Raw genomic sequence first — 15,571 nt, 5'->3', positions numbered from 1 at the left:
GTGTCCCTGATGCCCGCGATGCCCGAGATGCCCGTGAGGGGATTTCCCCGGCGGCGGGGCGGGAATGGGGCGCTCCGTGTGATCGTTGACCAAAGGCGTATCAACCGATGACGTACTCACCCATCACGCACCAAGAGGAGTCGACCGCTCGTGAGCAAGGTCCCCTTCATCACCCTCAACAACGGCGCCCGGATGCCGCAGCTCGGCTTCGGGGTCTGGCAGGTCGCCGACGACGAGGCCACGAAGGCCGTCGGTACCGCGCTGGAGGCCGGCTACCGCAGCATCGACACCGCTGCGATCTACGGCAACGAGGAGGGCACAGGGAAGGCGCTCGCCGCATCGGGAATCGCGCGTGACGAACTCTTCGTCACCACCAAGCTGTGGAACGCCGAGCAGGGTTACGACTCGACCCTGCGCGCCTTCGACACCTCGCTGTCCAAGCTGGGCCTCGACTACGTCGACCTGTATCTGATCCACTGGCCGGTCCCCTCCAAGGACGCCTACGTGGACACGTACAAGGCGTTCGAGAAGATCCACGCCGACGGCCGCGCCAAGTCCATCGGTGTCTCCAACTTCCTTCCGGAGCACCTGAAGCGGCTGCTGGGCGAGACCTCCGTGGTCCCCGCCCTCAACCAGATCGAGCTCCACCCGCAGCTCCAGCAGGCCGAGTCGCGTGCCTTCCACGCGGACCACGGCATCCACACCGAGGCCTGGTCCCCGCTCGGCCAGGGCAAGGGGCTGCTGGAGGTCCCGACCATCGTCGCCATCGCGCAGAAGCACGGCCGCAGCGCCGCCCAGGTGGTGCTGCGCTGGCATCTGCAGACCGGCAACGTCGTCATCCCCAAGTCCGTGACCCCGTCGCGGATCAGGGAGAACATCGACGTCTTCGGCTTCGAGCTGGACGCCGACGACCTGGCGGCCATCGCCGCACTCGACGAGGGCAAGCGGCTGGGCGCCGACCCGGCCACCATGGCCCTCGGCACCTGACCCGGCCCGTTCCGCGACATGGCCGCCCGCACCGCACCGGTGCGGGCGGCCATGTCGGCGTTGCCCGTTGTGCGGCGGATCAGCCCCGGCGTGCGGTGTGCACCGTGCGGGTCGTCAGCAGATAGGTGTCGTCGCGCAGCAGCAGCCCCCGCGGGTCCTCCGGGGCCAGCAGGACGTCGATGGCGGCGGCGTCCTCCGCGGTGAGCCGGTCCGCGAAGATCTCGCGCTGCCGGGTGAAGTGCGCGACGAGCTGCTCGCGTACGGCGCCGGGCAGCGGTGCGGGGATGTCGAGCAGGAACGACCTGGTGCCGGACGGTGTGAGGCCCGCCGCGGTGAGCAGGGCGCGCCAGTCCTCGACCTCGCGCCGCGAGCCGGGCAGCTTCGCCCGCATCTCCTCGAACCACTCGGCCCCGGCCGCGTCGAGCCGCGCCTCCAGATCCGGCCTGCCGATGCCGGTGTCACGCGGCAGATGACGTGCGGTGAGGCCGCCTTCGGCCACGGCGAGGATGCCGCCGGGGCGCAGCAGCCCGGCGAAGCCCCGGAGCGCGGCGCGCTGGTCACCGATGTGATGCAGCGAGTTACCCGCCCATACCAGATCGGCGCCCCCCAACTCCCCCATGTCCTGCGGGAGTTCGGCCCGGAGAGTATGAACCCGGCCGTCCAGGCCGGTGCGCGCCGCCCGCTGCCGGGCACGGTCGAGCAGGGCCGGGGATGCGTCGACTGCGACCACTTCCGCGTACGGGAAGACCTCGGCGAGCAGACAGGTGACAACTCCCGGCCCACTGCCGACGTCGAGGATCCGGCGGACGCCGCCAACGGAGAGCTGTTCGGCGATCCAGGCCGCCGCGCGCTGGTGTACGGGCCGGTTCAGCTCGGCGGCCCGCTCCAGGAGCGGGGCCATGACGTCCCAGTCGATTTCGGTGGTGTCGTGGTGGTGGCTCATGGGGCCAGGGTGCACCGCCGGCCGCCGGACACGGGAACTGCGTTGCCGTTACGGCAAAACGGACTGCCCTCAGCTCGCCCCGTGCCCCGGAGCGGTCTCCTCGACCCGTCGGGCCAGTTCGAAGTCCTTGGCGGTGATCGCGCCGCCCGCGTCATGGGTGTGCACGCTCAGGGCCACCGTGTTGTATCCGAGCGTCAGCTCGGAGTGGTGGCCCAGCTCCTCCTGGATCTGTGCGATGTGAACGACCATCGCGGTGGCGGCGAAGTGGCCGGGCAGCCGGTACGAGCGGCTGATCCGGTCGCCCTCCACCGACCAGCCGGGCAGCTCGTCCAGCCGGTCCTCGGTCTCTTTCGGCGTCAGCGGTTCCGCGGGCATGTGCGGTACTCCTTCCGGGGGTCTGTCCGTACGACGTTACGGTCTGGGGATGACAACTGTCGCTCCCGACACCGGAGTGGGGCCCCTGCTGCGCGACTGGCGCAGACAGCGCCGGATCAGCCAGCTGGAGCTGGCCCTGCGGGCCGGCTCGTCGGCCCGCCACATCAGCTTCATCGAAACGGGCCGGTCCCGCCCCAGCGAGGAGATGGTGCTGCGCCTCGCGGAACATCTGGACGTGCCCGTCCGGGAGCGCAATGCGCTGCTGCTCTCGGCGGGCTATGCGCCGCGGTACGGGGAGACCATGCTCGACGACCCTTCGATGGGGCCGCTGCACGAGGGGATCAACCAGCTTCTGCGGGGGTACGAGCCGTATCCGGCGCTGGTCGTCGACGCGCGGTACGACGTGGTCGCCGCCAACCGCGGTATCGCGATGCTGCTGGAGGGGGTGGCCGAGCAGCTGCTCGGACCGCCGCTGAACGCGATGCGGCTCACGCTGCACCCGTCCGGGCTGGCCCCGCGTATCCGCAATCTGCACGAGTGGCGGGGGCATCTGCTGCACCAGATGGAGCGCCAGCTCGCGTTGGCCCGCTCCGATTCGCTGCGAGAACTGTACGAGGAGGTCGCGGGCTATCCGATTCCCGCCCCCGCGAAAGAGCGGCCGGGGCCGGGCGAGCAGTCATTTCCGCGTTTCGCGCTGCCGTTGGAGATCGAGCACGAAGGGCGGGTGCTCTCCTTTCTCTCGTCCATCTCCACCTTCAATACACCGATGGACGTGACCGTGGCCGAGCTGGCGATCGAGACGTTCCTGCCGGCCGATCCCGGCACGGTCGCCTATCTGCGGTCACTCCGGCCGACGGCCTGAACGCGACGGGAAATCCACCGCGGGCCCGACGGCTCAGGGCGAGCCGGGACGGGCCAGGACGGGCCAGAGAACTGGCCGGGATGCGCCAGGGAACTGGCCGGGACGCGCCGGGGAACTGGCCGCGGATATCAGGGAACCTGCCGCAGATACAGAGCCCCGCAGGTGTGGCAGAAGGGCTGGCTCCCGCCGGTCCCCCAGGCGTCCGTCGACTGCCTGGGTGCGCCGGGGTCGAGTTCACGCCCGCACAGCGCCGTCGTCTCCCCGGCGTGCGTGATGTGCCAGTACTCCACCTGAGGGTGCTCGTCCGATGGCGACGAGCCCTCCTGGAGATAGGCCCGCATGACGTATTCCATTTCCGCCTCCTTGTCTCTTATTCTCCCACCTCGGCAAATGGATCGACGTCACATGCGAATGCCCTGACCCGTCGTGTCCCGGCCGTACTCCGGGACAACCGGGATAAAGGGACTCCGGAATTCCGCCGACGACTTCGGGGCGACGTCCGGTCGTTGTCCCACCCGGCCGTCGCAGAGCCGGGCCTCTGTCGCATATGCTTCCGGGCGATACGGCGCCCCGTGACCCGCGCCGTCGGGCTGGGTGGGGTGGAGTGTGTCCGAGATGTCTGTGGCCGCTTCGGCGCGTCCTGGGGTGCCTGCCGCGAGGAACCGGCAGCAGCTCCTGACGGCGACCGGTGAGTACGTCGGCGACATCGAAGCGGTCCTGCTGCTGGTCGAGGACGACGCGGGGGACGCCCTGCTCGTCGAGGAGATGCTGGCCGACAGCGATCTGGACTCCCCGGTCAGCTGGTGCAAGACGCTGGCGGCGGCCCAGCAGTTCCTGCGGACCTGCCGCACCCCGGTGTGTGTGCTGCTCGATCTGCATCTGCCGGACGTCCAGGGGCTCGACGCGGTCACCCGTATCGTCGGCTCGGCGCCCGATGTGGCGATCGTGGTGCTGACGGGTCTCGCCGAGGGCGACGCGGGCCTGGCCGCCGTGGCCACCGGCGCGCAGGACTACCTGGTCAAGGACCGGCTCGACCCCGAGTCGCTGAGCCGCGCCGTCCGCTACGCCCTCCAGCGCAAGCAGGTCGAGCAGTCGGCCGCCGCGCTGCAGGCCAACCGGCGGATGGCGGAGGAGAACGCCCGGCTGGAGCGGGGGCTGCTGCCCGTGCCGCTGCTGCGCGGGCGTGACTTCGAGGCCGTCGCGCGGTACACCCCGGGGCGGGCCCACGGGCTGCTCAGCGGGGACTTCTACGACGTGGTGGAGACCGCCGATCGCACCGTGCACGCGGTGATAGGCGACGTCTCGGGTCATGGGGCGGCCGAGGCGGCCCTCGGTGTGTGTCTGCGGGTCGCCTGGCGTACCGCCGTGCTGTGCGGGATGGAGCATCTGGAACAGATCAGGCTCCTGGAGGAGATCCTGGTCGCCGAGCGCTCGGATCCGTGCATCTTCGCCACCGTGACCTCGCTGGTCTTCCCGCCCGGCGGCCGCACCGTACGGGTCACCCGGGCCGGACATCCCGGGTTCCTGGTCCGGCACGGCGCGGAGGTCGGCTGGGCCGAGCCGGGCGGCGGTATGGCCCTGGGCCTCGCCCCCGGCGCGGCCCGCTGGACGGAGACCGAGCTGCCGCTGCCCAGCGGCGGGCAGCTCGTGCTGTTCACCGACGGGCTGTTCGAGGGCCGTACCGGCGCCGAGTCCAGGCTCGGGGAGACGGGGCTGCTGGATCTGGCCCGAAGACACGGGGCGTTGCCCGCCGCCGGATTCGTCGACGCGCTGGTGCGCGGCGCGGACGACGGGGCAGCGCCCTACGGGGGCCTCGCGGACGACGTGGCCGTCCTGCATCTCGGATGGGGGCCGACTCACCATGAGTAGTCAGATCAGTCAGACAAGCCGGACCGAGGGCGTCGGTCAGAGTGGTGGGACCGCCGTGGACGACCGGGCGGCCGACAGCGGCCACAGCGGCACCGGCACGGAGCCCGGCGACGCCCCGGGCAGCGGTGGCCGCCCCGCGCAGCCCCCGGCACGGCCACGCTTCCGCTCCCGTCTCTCGGTGCAGAACTGGGTCCATCTGATCCTCGCCGGATTCGTGATCGTGGTCTGCGGCTGCACAGCCGTGGGCGGTGTCTTCCTCTCCCGTACCAACGACAGGACCACCGCACTCGTCGACCGCATCCAGCCGGCCCGCTCCGCCTCCCTCCAGTTGCAGAAGGCGCTCCTGGACCAGGAGACGGGTGCCCGCGGCTATGCGCTCAGCGGCGACGTGTCCTTCCTGCAACCGTACGAACAGGGCGTACGCGACGAGCGGGTCTACCGCGCCAGGGTCGGCGCGTTCACCGGCTCGGGGCGCCCCTACGCGCAGGACCTGGAGCGGCTCAGGCTGGCCGCGCAGAAGTGGCGCAGCGAGCAGGCCGAACCGCTGATCGCCGCCGTACGGGCCGGGGGGCGCGGCGCCGCGTCGGTGGCACAGATCGCACGGAGCAAGTCCGCCTTCGACGGGCTGCGGGCCGACATGGCCGTGCAGCAGCGCCACATCGAGGATGACGCGGCGCGCGCGAGGGCCGGTCTCGACGCGGCCCGCCGGACCCAGGACCGGGTACTGATCGCCCTGCTCGCCGCCTTCGCCCTGGTGGTGGTCACGCTCAGTGTGCTGCTGCACCGGATCGTGGGCCGGCCGCTGAACGCGCTGCGCGTCTCGTCCGGGACCGTACGCGGCGGGGACTTCCACCACCGGATCGAGATCGGCGGGCCCGCCGATGTGCGGGCCGTCGGAGCGGCCGTGGAGGACATGCGGCGGCGGCTCGCCGACGAGCTGGGCGACTCCCTGGAGCGCGAGACGCTGCTCGCCGGGCAGGCCGAGGAGCTGCGGCGGTCCAATTCGGAGCTGGAGCAGTTCGCCTATGTCGCGTCGCACGACCTCCAGGAGCCGCTGCGCAAGGTCGCCTCGTTCTGCCAGCTGCTTGAGAAGCGGTACGGCGAGGTGCTGGACGACCGGGGCAAGCAGTACATCGACTTCGCGGTGGACGGCGCCAAGCGGATGCAGGTCCTCATCAACGACCTGCTCACGTTCTCCCGGGTCGGCAGAGTTCTCGACGGCTGGAAGACCGTCTGCCTCGACGCCTCGCTGGACGGGGCGCTGGCCAATCTGGCACTGGCGGCCGAGGAGTCGGGGTCGACCGTCGTACGGACGGACCCGCTGCCCGAGGTGACCGGCGACCCCACGGCGCTGGCCATGCTCTGGCAGAACCTGATCGGCAACGCCGTCAAGTTCCGCAGGCCCGGCCACCCCTCCGTCGTCACCGTCGGCTGCACCGCCGACGGCGACAGCTGGCATGTGACCGTGGCGGACAACGGCATCGGGGTCGCCCCGGAGTTCGCCGAGAAGATCTTCGTGATCTTCCAGCGGCTGCACGCACGGGACGAGTACGACGGAACCGGCATCGGGCTCGCGCTCTGCCGGAAGATCGTCGAGTTCCACGGCGGCCGGATCTGGCTGGACGAGTCGGTGACGGAGGGCGCGTGCATCCACTTCACGCTCCCGGTGAGCCCCGCCCCCGCCCCCGCCCCCGCCCTCACCGCCGAGCACCCCACCACAGAACAGGGAGACACCGCGTGAACACCACCCTCCAGACCATCGAGGTCCTGCTCGTGGAGGACGACCCGGGCGACGAGCTGATGACCCGTGAGGCGTTCGCCGACAACAAGATCGGCAACACGCTGCATGTGGTGCGGGACGGCGAGGAGGCGCTGGACTTCTTCTACCGGCGCGGCGCCCACACCTCCGCGCCGCGCCCCGATCTGGTGCTGCTCGATCTGAACCTGCCCAAGTACGACGGCAGGCAGGTGCTCGAACAGATCAAGTCGGACCCCGCACTCTGCGACATCCCCGTCGTGGTGCTCACGACGTCGTCGGCCGAGGAGGACATCGTGCGCAGCTACCGGCTGCACGCCAACGCATACGTCACCAAGCCGGTCGATCTGGAGCAGTTCATGTCGGCGGTGCGCCAGATCGACGACTTCTTCCTCACGGTGGTCCGCCTCCCGCAGCAGCGGATGTGACCCGCGCGGGCGTGTGGGCTACCCGCTCCCCACGCTTGGGCTACCCGTTCCCCAGCTGGAGGTTCAGCTCCTTCTCCTGGTCGCCCAGCGCCTCGCCCTGCTCCTCGACGGAGAAGACGGCGCCCAGCGCGTCCCGCATCATGTCCACCGCGTGGTAGTGCCCCTGCACGGTGGCCTTGACGGGCGCGGTGAGGCGGGCGGAGCCGGGCTGTCCCGGAGCCCCTTCCCGTACCTCGTAGGCCGCCGTCCACACGGTCGGCCTGCCGGGGATCTCCGGCTGCGGGGTGTCGCCGGGCCCGCGGTCGCTCGGGAAGGCGGCGCGCAGTGCGCCGAAGACCGCCGCCGCGTCCTCCCGTGAGTGGCCGGTGAGCGCCACCGTGACAAGGGTGTCCTGGTTCTCCGTGTCGGCCATCGTGCTCACTTTCCTCGCTGGTTCGTGCTCGGTACGCGTACGGGGACGGGCGGGGGCCCGCCGGTTCACTCACCGGGGTCGGCGCCGTGCCAGACGGTGGTGATGTTGCAGAACTCCCGGATGCCGTGGGCGGCGAGCTCGCGGCCGTAGCCGGAGCGCTTGATCCCGCCGAAGGGCAGCGCCGGGTGCGAGGCGGTCATGCCGTTGAAGAAGACACCCCCTGCTTCGAGATCCCGTACGAAGAGGTCTGCTTCCCCGTCGTCCCGCGTCCAGACGTTGGAACTCAGACCGAACGGCGTGTCGTTCGCCACCCGTACCGCTTCTTCGGCGCTCGCCACCCGGTAGACCGTGGCCACCGGGCCGAACGCCTCCTCGTGGTGGATCCGCATGTCGGTGGTGACGCCCATCAGGACCGTGGGCGAGTAGAACCAGCCGCGCCCGGCCCCCTCCGGCCGCCCGCCGCCGCAGAGCGCGGTCGCTCCCTTGCGTACGGCGTCGTCGACCAGCTCCTCCAGATCCGTGCGGCCCTGCTCGGTGGCGAGCGGCCCGACATCGGTCGACTCGTCCAGCGGGTCGCCGACCTTCAGGGCGGCCATCCGGGTGGTGAACTCCTCCGTGAACGCGTCATAGACATCCGTATGGACGATGAAGCGCTTGGCGGCGATGCAGGACTGCCCGTTGTTCTGCACCCGGGCCGTGACAGCGGTCCGGGCGGCCCGCCCGATGTCGGCCGACGGCATCACGAGGTAGGGATCGCTGCCGCCCAGCTCAAGGACGGTCTTCTTGACCTCGTCGCCCGCCACGGCCGCGACCGAGCGGCCGGCGGGCTCACTGCCGGTCAGGGTCGCCGCGGCCACCCGGGGGTCGCGCAGGACCGCCTCGACCGCGCCCGAGCCGATCAGCAGGGTCTGGAAGCAGCCCTTCGGGAACCCGGCGCGTTCGAAGAGTTCGCCCAGGTAGAGGGCGGTCTGCGGCACGTTCGACGCATGTTTGAGCAGGGCGGTGTTGCCCGCCATCAGCGCGGGCGCCGCGAACCGTACGACCTGCCAGAGCGGGAAGTTCCACGGCATCACGGCCAGCACGACGCCCAGCGGACGGTAGCGGGTGTACGCGCGGTCGGCGCCGGAGTCCTCCGCGTCGGCCCGGGAGGGGTGCTCGTCGGCGAGCAGTTCGGGTGCGTGCTTGGCGTACCAGCGCATCGCCTTGACGCATTTGGCGGCCTCCGCGCGGGCGGCGGCGACCGGCTTGCCCATCTCCGTGGTCATCGTGCGCGCGATGTCCGACTGCTCGCTCTCCAGCAGATCGGCCGCCCGGTTCAGCAGCCGGGCCCGTTCGGCGAAGTCCGTCGTGCGGTACTCGCGGAACGTGGCGTGGGCCGCCGCGAGACAGCGTTCGATCTCGTCGGCGCCCGGCGCCTCGAAGGTCCGGAGCGTCTCACCGGTGGCGGGGTTCACCGTGGCGATGGGCATGGGTGGGTCCTCCTCGTACTCGCCCCTCCGACCTTCGCTCGCCCCGGCCGCCGCCGCAACGCGGGCGGCGGCCGGAGGGACTGGCGCGGCGTGAAGGGACTGTGGTGCGGGTGGGACGAAATCAGTCTGGTTGTTCGGATCGTGTGCCCGGTTCTGTCACTCCCACGTCACCACCCCTTCCCTTTCACCCCCTCATCTGGGAAGACTCGGCTGGATCAATCCCCTCACACCGCGAGAGGTCCCCCACCACATGCCTCAGTTCAATCGGCGCCGCTTCCTCCAGATCGCGGGCGCGACCGCAGGTTTCTCGGCCCTGTCGAGCAGCATCGACCGCGCCGCCGCCATCCCCGCGAAGCGCCGCTCGGGAACGATCAAGGACATCGAGCACATCGTCGTGCTGATGCAGGAAAATCGTTCTTTCGACCACTACTTCGGGTCCATGAAGGGGGTACGCGGCTTCGGCGACCCCCGCCCGATGACACCCGTCGGCGGGAAGCCGGTCTGGTACCAGTCGGACGGGACCAAGGACGTCCTGCCCTACCACCCGGACGCCGACGACCTCGGCATGAAATTCATCGCCGGGCTCGACCACGACTGGGCCGGCGGCCACAAGGCCTGGAACCAGGGCAAGTACGACCAGTGGATTCCCGCCAAGTCCGCGGGCACGATGGCCCATCTGACCCGCAAGGACATCCCGTTCCACTACGCGCTGGCCGACGCGTTCACGGTGTGCGACGCCTACCACTCGTCGTTCATGGGCGCCACCGACCCCAACCGCTACTACCTGTGGTCAGGTCACGTCGGCAATGACGGCAAGGGCGGCGGCCCGGTGCTCGGCAACGCCGAAGCCGGGTACGACTGGACGACGTACCCCGAGCGTCTTGAGAAGTCGGGCGTCTCCTGGAAGATCTACCAGGATATCGGTGACGGCCTGGACAAGGACGGTTCCTGGGGCTGGATCGACGACGCCTACCGCGGGAACTACGGCGACAACTCGCTGCTGTACTTCAACTCGTACCGCAACGCCAAGCCCGGCGACCCGCTGTACGAGAAGGCCCGCACCGGCACCAATGCCAAGAACGGCGACGGCTTCTTCGACATCCTGCGGGCCGACGTGAAGGCGGACAAGCTCCCCCAGATCTCCTGGGTCGCCTCCCCCGAGGCGTTCTCCGAGCACCCCAACTGGCCCGCCAACTACGGGGCCTGGTACGTCTCGCAGGTGCTGGACGCGCTGACGTCGAACCCGGAGGTGTGGAGCAAGACGGCCCTCTTCGTCACGTACGACGAGAACGACGGCTACTTCGACCACGCCGTCCCGCCGTTCCCGCCCGCCTCCGCCGACCGGGGCCTGTCCACGGTGGACACCTCGCTCGACTACTTCCCCGGCGACGCGAGTTACGGCGCCGGGCCCTACGGTCTGGGCCAGCGCGTCCCGATGACCGTCGTCTCGCCCTGGAGCACCGGCGGCTATGTCTGCTCCGAGGTCTTCGACCACACCTCGGTCATCCGCTTCATGGAGCGCCGCTTCGGTGTCGCCGAGCCGAACATCTCGCCCTGGCGGCGCGCCATCTGCGGTGACCTGACCTCGGCCTTCGACTTCGGCCTGCAGAACACCAAGCCCGTCTCGCTGCCGGACACCGACGGTTTCCGGCCGCCTGACAAGAACCGGCACGACAGTTACGTACCCAAGGCGCCCGCCGATCCGGCGCTGCCCAAGCAGGAGGCGGGCTCCCGGCCGTCGCGCCCGCTGCGCTACGCCCCGCTGGTGGACGGGAAGGCGGCGCCGGCCGACGGGAAGTTCACCCTCACCTTCAGCGGGGGCGCAGACGCCGGGGCCTGCTTCACGGTGACATCGGCCAACCGCGGCGACGGTCCGTGGTCGTACACCGCAGAGGCGGGGAAGAGTCTCTCGGACACCTGGAACACGGCCTACTCCAAGGGCTCCTACGATCTGTCCGTGTTCGGCCCGAACGGCTTCCTCCGTACCTTCCAGGGCCCCGGCTCCACCGCCGGTCCCGAGGTGACGGCCCGCCACCGGGCGAGCGACGGTTCGATCGAGCTGACGATGACCAACGCGGGCACCGCCGACTGCCATCTCACCGTCACCAACGCGTACGGCGGCAAGAGCGAGACCTTCACGGTCCGCAAGGGGAAGACCGTGGTGCACACGGTGGACCTGCGCTCCACCCGGCGGTGGTACGACCTGACCGTGGTCTCCGACCTGGACGGCGGCTACCGGCGCCGACTGGCCGGGCATGTCGAGAACGGCGCCCCCGGGGTGAGCGACCCGGCGATCATCACGGGCTGAGTGCCGACGCTGCCGGGTCCCGCAGGCCGGGGCCCGGCGGCGGCCTGCGCCCGGCACAGGCGCGGCGGCCTGCGCCCGGCCTGTAGCGCGGCGGCCTGCGGGGCCCGGCCTGCGGGGCCCGGCGGCATCCCGTCCGGTTCAGGCCGCCGCGTCGGGCGCCGCGTCGTCGGGCGCAGCGCCCTCCGGCACCGGATCCGCCGCCGCGAGCGGGACCTGCGGGCCCTCGCACTCGGTCAGCCAGCGTCGCAGCACCCTGTGCACCTGCTCGGCGCCGACCAGCGGCTGCCCGTCGCCCACGGCCGGGGAGAGGTCGCGCGGCGCCAGCAGGAAGGGCGCCGACTGCTCGCCGCCGAGGCCGCCGTGCGAGCCGATCTGGCCCTCGAAGGCATGTACGGCACCGGTCTCCGGGTCGTACACCGAATTGACCATGACGTCGGCGACATGCGGGAACGCGTCGGTCCTGCGCACGGCGTCGGCCGCGCCGGGCCCGAAGCCCGCGAGCGGACCCTCACCGTCGGCCAGCAGGGCGACGGGCACCTCGGCGCCGCCCGCCCCGAGCACCACCGAGCCGTGCTCCTCGCTCGCCAGGAGCAGGAAGCCGATCCCCGGATGGTTGGCCAGCGTGGGCAGCAGGGCGGGGTGGCGGCGGTCCAGCTGCTCACGTGTCATCCGGCCCGGTGCGTCCGGGAAGGAGATCAGCCCGAGGTTCCCGGAGGTCAGCACGACCGGGTCGGAGCCCGGGCCGGGCGGGGTCCCGTCGCCGTCCGGCAGCGGCCGGTGCAGCACCACACGGACTGCGGCCCGCGCCTCCGAGCCGCTCGGGGTCCGCTGCGCGCGGCGCGGGACCGGCAGCCCGCAGCCCGCCCGCACCAGGTCCTTGAGCGTCAGCCCGTACGCGCCCTCGAAGGTCTGCCCGGGGCTCTGCCCGTGGTCGGAGAGGAGCACGATGCGGTACGGGCGCGGCGCGTGGTCCTCGGCCTTGGCGATCATGGCGAGCGAGCGGTCGAGCCGCGCCAGCACCTTCGCCGCGTCCCTGCTGTGCGGGCCGCTGTGGTGCGCCACCTCGTCGTACGCCACCAGGTCGGCGTAGACCGCGGTCCGCCCCGCGAACATGTCGCCTATCACCGCGGAGACCACCACATCGCGCTCCACCACGGTCGCGAAGGCCCTGATGAACGGGTAGAGGCCGCCGCGTTTGATCCGCGGCTCCTCCTGCCGGGCGCGTGCCCTGGTCGACTGGCCGATCTCGCGGCCGACCTCGGCGAAGAACGAGAGGGCGGTACGGACCGCGTTGGCCGGGTCGGAGAAGTACGCGAAGTAGCCGGCCCGGGAGCGGTGGTCACGGTCCCGGCGTGCGGCGACCGAGAGCACCAGGGCCAGTTCGTCGGCGCCGCCGCTGAAGAGGTTGCCGCGGCTGGCCCCGTCGATGCTGAGCAGCCCGCCGTCACCGGTGCGGGCGACCGCACGGCGCTGGAGCTCGGCCGCGCTGGCCGGGCGGTTGCAGACCATCACGTCGCCGGTCTCCTTCTCGTACCAGCGGAAGGCGGGGATGTCGTGGTTGGAGCCGTGCAGAATGCCCAGCTGGCTGGCGCCGGTCTGGCTGGACCAGTCGGTGCGCCAGGCGTCGAGCCGGTGGGTGGCGCCGATCCAGCCGGCGACGGTGGGCATCAGCCCTTCGTGGACGCCGCGCAGCAGCGCCGCGTGGCCCACCCCGTCGAGCTGGAGGAAGACCGTGCCGTGCGGACCGCTCCGCCCGGTGTCCTCGCCGCGCCGGCGCCGCCTGCGGGAGGCGAGGCGCGAGAGCCTGCGGCGGTACGCCTCGTCGTCGCGTACCGCGAGGGCGGTGGAGGTGGCGGATGCGACGGCGGACATCACGGCGGCTACCACGACAGCCGTCTCGGGGTTGGACGCGCCCCGGCCGTTCGGGATCAGGTCCAGGGCGACGAGCAGCAGCGAGCCGTTGAGGAAGAAGACCAGCAGGCCGAGGACGAGCGCGGGGACCAGCAGCAGCGCGCGCACCACCAGGGGCCACACCAGCGCGCTGAGCAGACCGAAGGCGGCGGCGCCCCAGCCGGCGGTGATCGCCACGGTGGTGGCGCTGTCGCCGTTGACGGACTCCAGCTGGAAGTCGGGCAGGATCCCGGCGAGCGCCAGCATGGTCAGAGTGGACACGGCCCACACCACGATCACCCGGAACAGGGCGCTGCCCGCCCTGCGCCAACGCCCTGCGGCCACGCCTCTTCCACCTCACGTCCTGCGGGACCCCGGGTGGGCCCGCCGGCCAGCTTTTCACAGGACCTTCCGGCGTCCGGCCGCGGTCACCGGGCAGCAGGAGCGGCACCCGGCCCGCGTGACATGCGTCACGGCGGGGACGAGTATCCGCAGGAGTGGCAGATCTTCCAGCCGTCCTGCGTGACGGCGAGGACACCTCCGCAGCGCGGACACTGCTCCGAGTACAGGGTCACGGAGCCTCCTCCCGATTTCGACTGATCGCTACCCACCGTGGGCCGGGACAGACGTGACACGCTGTCCCGGGAGCGGGCCGTACGCAGTCGGGTGCGGCCCGGCGCAGCCAGATGTGAGGAGGCGGCAGGTGCCGGTCGATGTGACCTGGTGGGGACATGCCACATGTACGGTCCAGGACTCCGGGGTCCGGGTGCTGACCGACCCGCTGTTCACGCACAGGCTGGCCCATCTCAGGCGCCGCCGCGGCGCGGTGCCGCCGCCGGGAGCGGCAGCCGCCCGCGCCGTCCTCGTCTCGCATCTGCACGCCGACCATCTGCATCTGCCGTCACTGGCCCGGCTCGCGCCGGGCACCGTGCTGATCGTGCCGCGCGGCGCGGTCCGCGCGGTGCCGGGGCTGCGGCGGCTCGGCCTGGACATCACCGAGGTGGTCGCGGGCGACGAGGTGCGGGTCGCGGATCTGGTGGTCCGCGCGGTACCGGCGCGCCATGACGGCCGCCGGCTGCCGTTCGGCCCGCAGCGCGCGCCCGCACTCGGCTTCGTCGTCAGCGGTGAGGCGCGGACCTACTTCGCCGGGGACACCGGCCTGTTCGACACGATGGCGGACGCGGTGGGCGAGATCGATGTGGCGCTGCTCCCGGTCGGCGGCTGGGGCCCCTTCCTGGGACAGGAGCATCTGGACGCCCGGCGGGCCGCCGAGGCGCTGGCGCTGCTGCGGCCGCGCTCCGCGGTCCCGGTGCACTACGGCACGTACTGGCCGGTGGGGATGGACGGGGTGCGCCCGCACGAATTCCACACGCCGGGCGACGAGTTCGTACGGCAGGCGGCGCTGCTGGCGCCCGAGGTCTCCGTCCACCGGCTCACCCACGGTGAACTGGTGCGGCCGGAGGTGGCCGGGTGATACACGAACTGGCGGCCCAGGTCCCCCCGGAGTCGGCCCAGCAGGCCGTCGGCTATCCGACGCTCTTCCTGCTGGTGGCCGTGGGATCCCTGGTTCCGGTGGTGCCCACGGGCGCGCTGGTGAGTTCGGCGGCCGTGGTCGCCCTCCATCAGACCGATCCGCTGGCGCTGCTCTTCGTGTTCGCCGTGGCCTCGTCCGCCGCCTTCATCGGGGACATCGCGCTGTACTGGCTCGGCCGGCGCGGTGTGCACTCCAAGAACGGATCGCGCTGGCTGGAGGCGCTGCGCAGGCGGGCCCCGCAGAGGCGTCTCGCGAGCGCGCAGGAGCAGCTCGACAAGCACAGCAAGTCGGTGCTCGTACTCTCCCGGCTGGTCCCGGCCGGGCGGATCCCGGTGATGCTGGCCTGTCTGCTGGGCGAGATGCCGCTGCGCCGGTTCGCCCGCGGCGACATCCCGGCGTGCCTCGCCTGGGCCGCCGCGTACCAGCTCATCGGCATACTCGGCGGTTCGCTCTTCGACGAGCCGTGGAAGGGCGTCGCCGTGGCGGTCGTCCTCACCCTGCTGGTGAGCGGGGCGCCCGCGGCCTGGCGCAGGCTGCGGACGCGCGGTGACGGGTCGCCCGCGCCCCACTGAGCCCCGCCGGGGCCGCCAACTCCCGACTCGCCGGGCCACGTTCGGGTTTTCCCTCCCCCTACCCGTAGTACTTGGGAGTGACGCGGGAGGTTCGCTCCGCGGCGGGACGCCGACCACCCGGGGCGCTCCATAGATTCCGTACCGGAAGCACGAAAGCCATTCCGGT

Annotated in this window: 14 protein-coding genes; 8 read left to right on the top strand and 6 right to left on the bottom strand. The window is 71.5% G+C overall.

Going from position 1 to position 15,571, the window contains the following annotated elements:
* Positions 1 to 150: 150 nt before the first annotated feature.
* Complete coding sequence (locus tag ACWGKJ_RS19815) at positions 151 to 987, top strand: aldo/keto reductase (RefSeq protein WP_385018992.1); 837 nt, start codon at positions 151 to 153, stop codon at positions 985 to 987.
* Between the two features lie 79 nt (positions 988 to 1,066).
* On the opposite strand, the gene ACWGKJ_RS19810 is transcribed toward ACWGKJ_RS19815, so the two are convergent.
* Both ACWGKJ_RS19810 and ACWGKJ_RS19805 read right to left on the bottom strand, forming a co-directional pair.
* Complete coding sequence (locus tag ACWGKJ_RS19810) at positions 1,067 to 1,930, bottom strand: class I SAM-dependent methyltransferase (RefSeq protein ID WP_385018990.1); 864 nt, start codon at positions 1,928 to 1,930, stop codon at positions 1,067 to 1,069.
* Between the two features lie 69 nt (positions 1,931 to 1,999).
* Positions 2,000 to 2,305 (bottom strand): 4a-hydroxytetrahydrobiopterin dehydratase, encoded by a 306-nt coding sequence (locus ACWGKJ_RS19805; RefSeq protein WP_385018988.1) that lies wholly within the window; start codon positions 2,303 to 2,305, stop codon positions 2,000 to 2,002.
* Positions 2,306 to 2,354: 49 nt separating this feature from the next.
* Between ACWGKJ_RS19805 and ACWGKJ_RS19800 the strand changes: the two genes are divergently transcribed.
* Positions 2,355 to 3,167 (top strand): helix-turn-helix domain-containing protein, encoded by an 813-nt coding sequence (locus tag ACWGKJ_RS19800; protein ID WP_385018986.1) that lies wholly within the window; start codon positions 2,355 to 2,357, stop codon positions 3,165 to 3,167.
* Between the two features lie 128 nt (positions 3,168 to 3,295).
* Here ACWGKJ_RS19800 and ACWGKJ_RS19795 read toward each other — a convergent pair whose 3' ends face one another.
* Entirely contained in the window at positions 3,296 to 3,520 is a 225-nt protein-coding gene (locus tag ACWGKJ_RS19795) for a hypothetical protein (RefSeq protein WP_385018984.1), read from the bottom strand.
* A 262-nt stretch (positions 3,521 to 3,782) separates the two neighbouring features.
* Between ACWGKJ_RS19795 and ACWGKJ_RS19790 the strand changes: the two genes are divergently transcribed.
* From ACWGKJ_RS19790 to ACWGKJ_RS19780, 3 genes are read left to right on the top strand one after another with little or no spacing between them, the layout of a single operon-like run.
* Positions 3,783 to 5,036 (top strand): PP2C family protein-serine/threonine phosphatase, encoded by a 1,254-nt coding sequence (locus ACWGKJ_RS19790; protein WP_385019088.1) that lies wholly within the window; start codon positions 3,783 to 3,785, stop codon positions 5,034 to 5,036.
* On the top strand, positions 5,029 to 6,777 hold the full coding sequence (locus ACWGKJ_RS19785) for a sensor histidine kinase (RefSeq protein ID WP_385018982.1): 1,749 nt from the start codon (positions 5,029 to 5,031) through the stop codon (positions 6,775 to 6,777). Before ACWGKJ_RS19790 ends, ACWGKJ_RS19785 begins: the two co-directional genes overlap by 8 nt.
* On the top strand, positions 6,774 to 7,220 hold the full coding sequence (locus ACWGKJ_RS19780; RefSeq protein ID WP_385018980.1) for a response regulator: 447 nt from the start codon (positions 6,774 to 6,776) through the stop codon (positions 7,218 to 7,220). The genes ACWGKJ_RS19785 and ACWGKJ_RS19780 overlap by 4 nt, the downstream gene beginning before the upstream one ends.
* Positions 7,221 to 7,260: 40 nt before the next feature.
* Here the strand turns inward: ACWGKJ_RS19780 and ACWGKJ_RS19775 are convergent, their stop codons facing one another.
* Positions 7,261 to 7,632: a hypothetical protein gene (locus tag ACWGKJ_RS19775; protein ID WP_385018978.1), complete on the bottom strand. Its 372-nt coding sequence runs from the start codon at positions 7,630 to 7,632 to the stop codon at positions 7,261 to 7,263.
* A gap of 65 nt (positions 7,633 to 7,697) precedes the next feature.
* Positions 7,698 to 9,101 carry an NADP-dependent succinic semialdehyde dehydrogenase gene (locus tag ACWGKJ_RS19770; protein ID WP_385018976.1) on the bottom strand — a complete coding sequence of 468 codons (1,404 nt, stop codon included), beginning with the start codon at positions 9,099 to 9,101 and terminating at the stop codon, positions 7,698 to 7,700.
* A 250-nt stretch (positions 9,102 to 9,351) separates the two neighbouring features.
* Between ACWGKJ_RS19770 and ACWGKJ_RS19765 the strand changes: the two genes are divergently transcribed.
* Positions 9,352 to 11,409 (top strand): phosphocholine-specific phospholipase C, encoded by a 2,058-nt coding sequence (locus ACWGKJ_RS19765; protein ID WP_385018974.1) that lies wholly within the window; start codon positions 9,352 to 9,354, stop codon positions 11,407 to 11,409.
* Positions 11,410 to 11,547: 138 nt separating this feature from the next.
* Here ACWGKJ_RS19765 and ACWGKJ_RS19760 read toward each other — a convergent pair whose 3' ends face one another.
* Entirely contained in the window at positions 11,548 to 13,644 is a 2,097-nt protein-coding gene (locus tag ACWGKJ_RS19760; protein ID WP_385018972.1) for a phage holin family protein, read from the bottom strand.
* Positions 13,645 to 14,002: 358 nt separating this feature from the next.
* On the opposite strand from ACWGKJ_RS19760, the gene ACWGKJ_RS19755 reads away from it, so the two are divergent.
* Both ACWGKJ_RS19755 and ACWGKJ_RS19750 read left to right on the top strand, forming a co-directional pair.
* The gene (locus ACWGKJ_RS19755; RefSeq protein WP_385018970.1) at positions 14,003 to 14,773 is read left to right on the top strand and encodes an MBL fold metallo-hydrolase; all 771 of its coding nucleotides are present in this window, start codon (positions 14,003 to 14,005) and stop codon (positions 14,771 to 14,773) included.
* Complete coding sequence (locus ACWGKJ_RS19750; RefSeq protein WP_385018968.1) at positions 14,770 to 15,405, top strand: DedA family protein; 636 nt, start codon at positions 14,770 to 14,772, stop codon at positions 15,403 to 15,405. The genes ACWGKJ_RS19755 and ACWGKJ_RS19750 overlap by 4 nt, the downstream gene beginning before the upstream one ends.
* Positions 15,406 to 15,571 lie beyond the last annotated feature (166 nt).

Source organism: Streptomyces sp. NPDC054757 (assembly GCF_053612185.1).
This window is presented reverse-complemented; position numbering and strand designations above follow the sequence as displayed.

Coding starts and splice junctions, on each gene's coding strand:
- ACWGKJ_RS19775 (WP_385018978.1), bottom strand. CDS start 7,632: ATGGCCGACACGGAGAACCAGGACACCCTTGTCACGGTGGCGCTCACC.
- ACWGKJ_RS19805 (WP_385018988.1), bottom strand. CDS start 2,305: ATGCCCGCGGAACCGCTGACGCCGAAAGAGACCGAGGACCGGCTGGAC.
- ACWGKJ_RS19810 (WP_385018990.1), bottom strand. CDS start 1,930: ATGAGCCACCACCACGACACCACCGAAATCGACTGGGACGTCATGGCC.
- ACWGKJ_RS19800 (WP_385018986.1), top strand. CDS start 2,355: ATGACAACTGTCGCTCCCGACACCGGAGTGGGGCCCCTGCTGCGCGAC.
- ACWGKJ_RS19765 (WP_385018974.1), top strand. CDS start 9,352: ATGCCTCAGTTCAATCGGCGCCGCTTCCTCCAGATCGCGGGCGCGACC.
- ACWGKJ_RS19790 (WP_385019088.1), top strand. CDS start 3,783: ATGTCTGTGGCCGCTTCGGCGCGTCCTGGGGTGCCTGCCGCGAGGAAC.
- ACWGKJ_RS19795 (WP_385018984.1), bottom strand. CDS start 3,520: ATGGAATACGTCATGCGGGCCTATCTCCAGGAGGGCTCGTCGCCATCG.
- ACWGKJ_RS19770 (WP_385018976.1), bottom strand. CDS start 9,101: ATGCCCATCGCCACGGTGAACCCCGCCACCGGTGAGACGCTCCGGACC.
- ACWGKJ_RS19785 (WP_385018982.1), top strand. CDS start 5,029: ATGAGTAGTCAGATCAGTCAGACAAGCCGGACCGAGGGCGTCGGTCAG.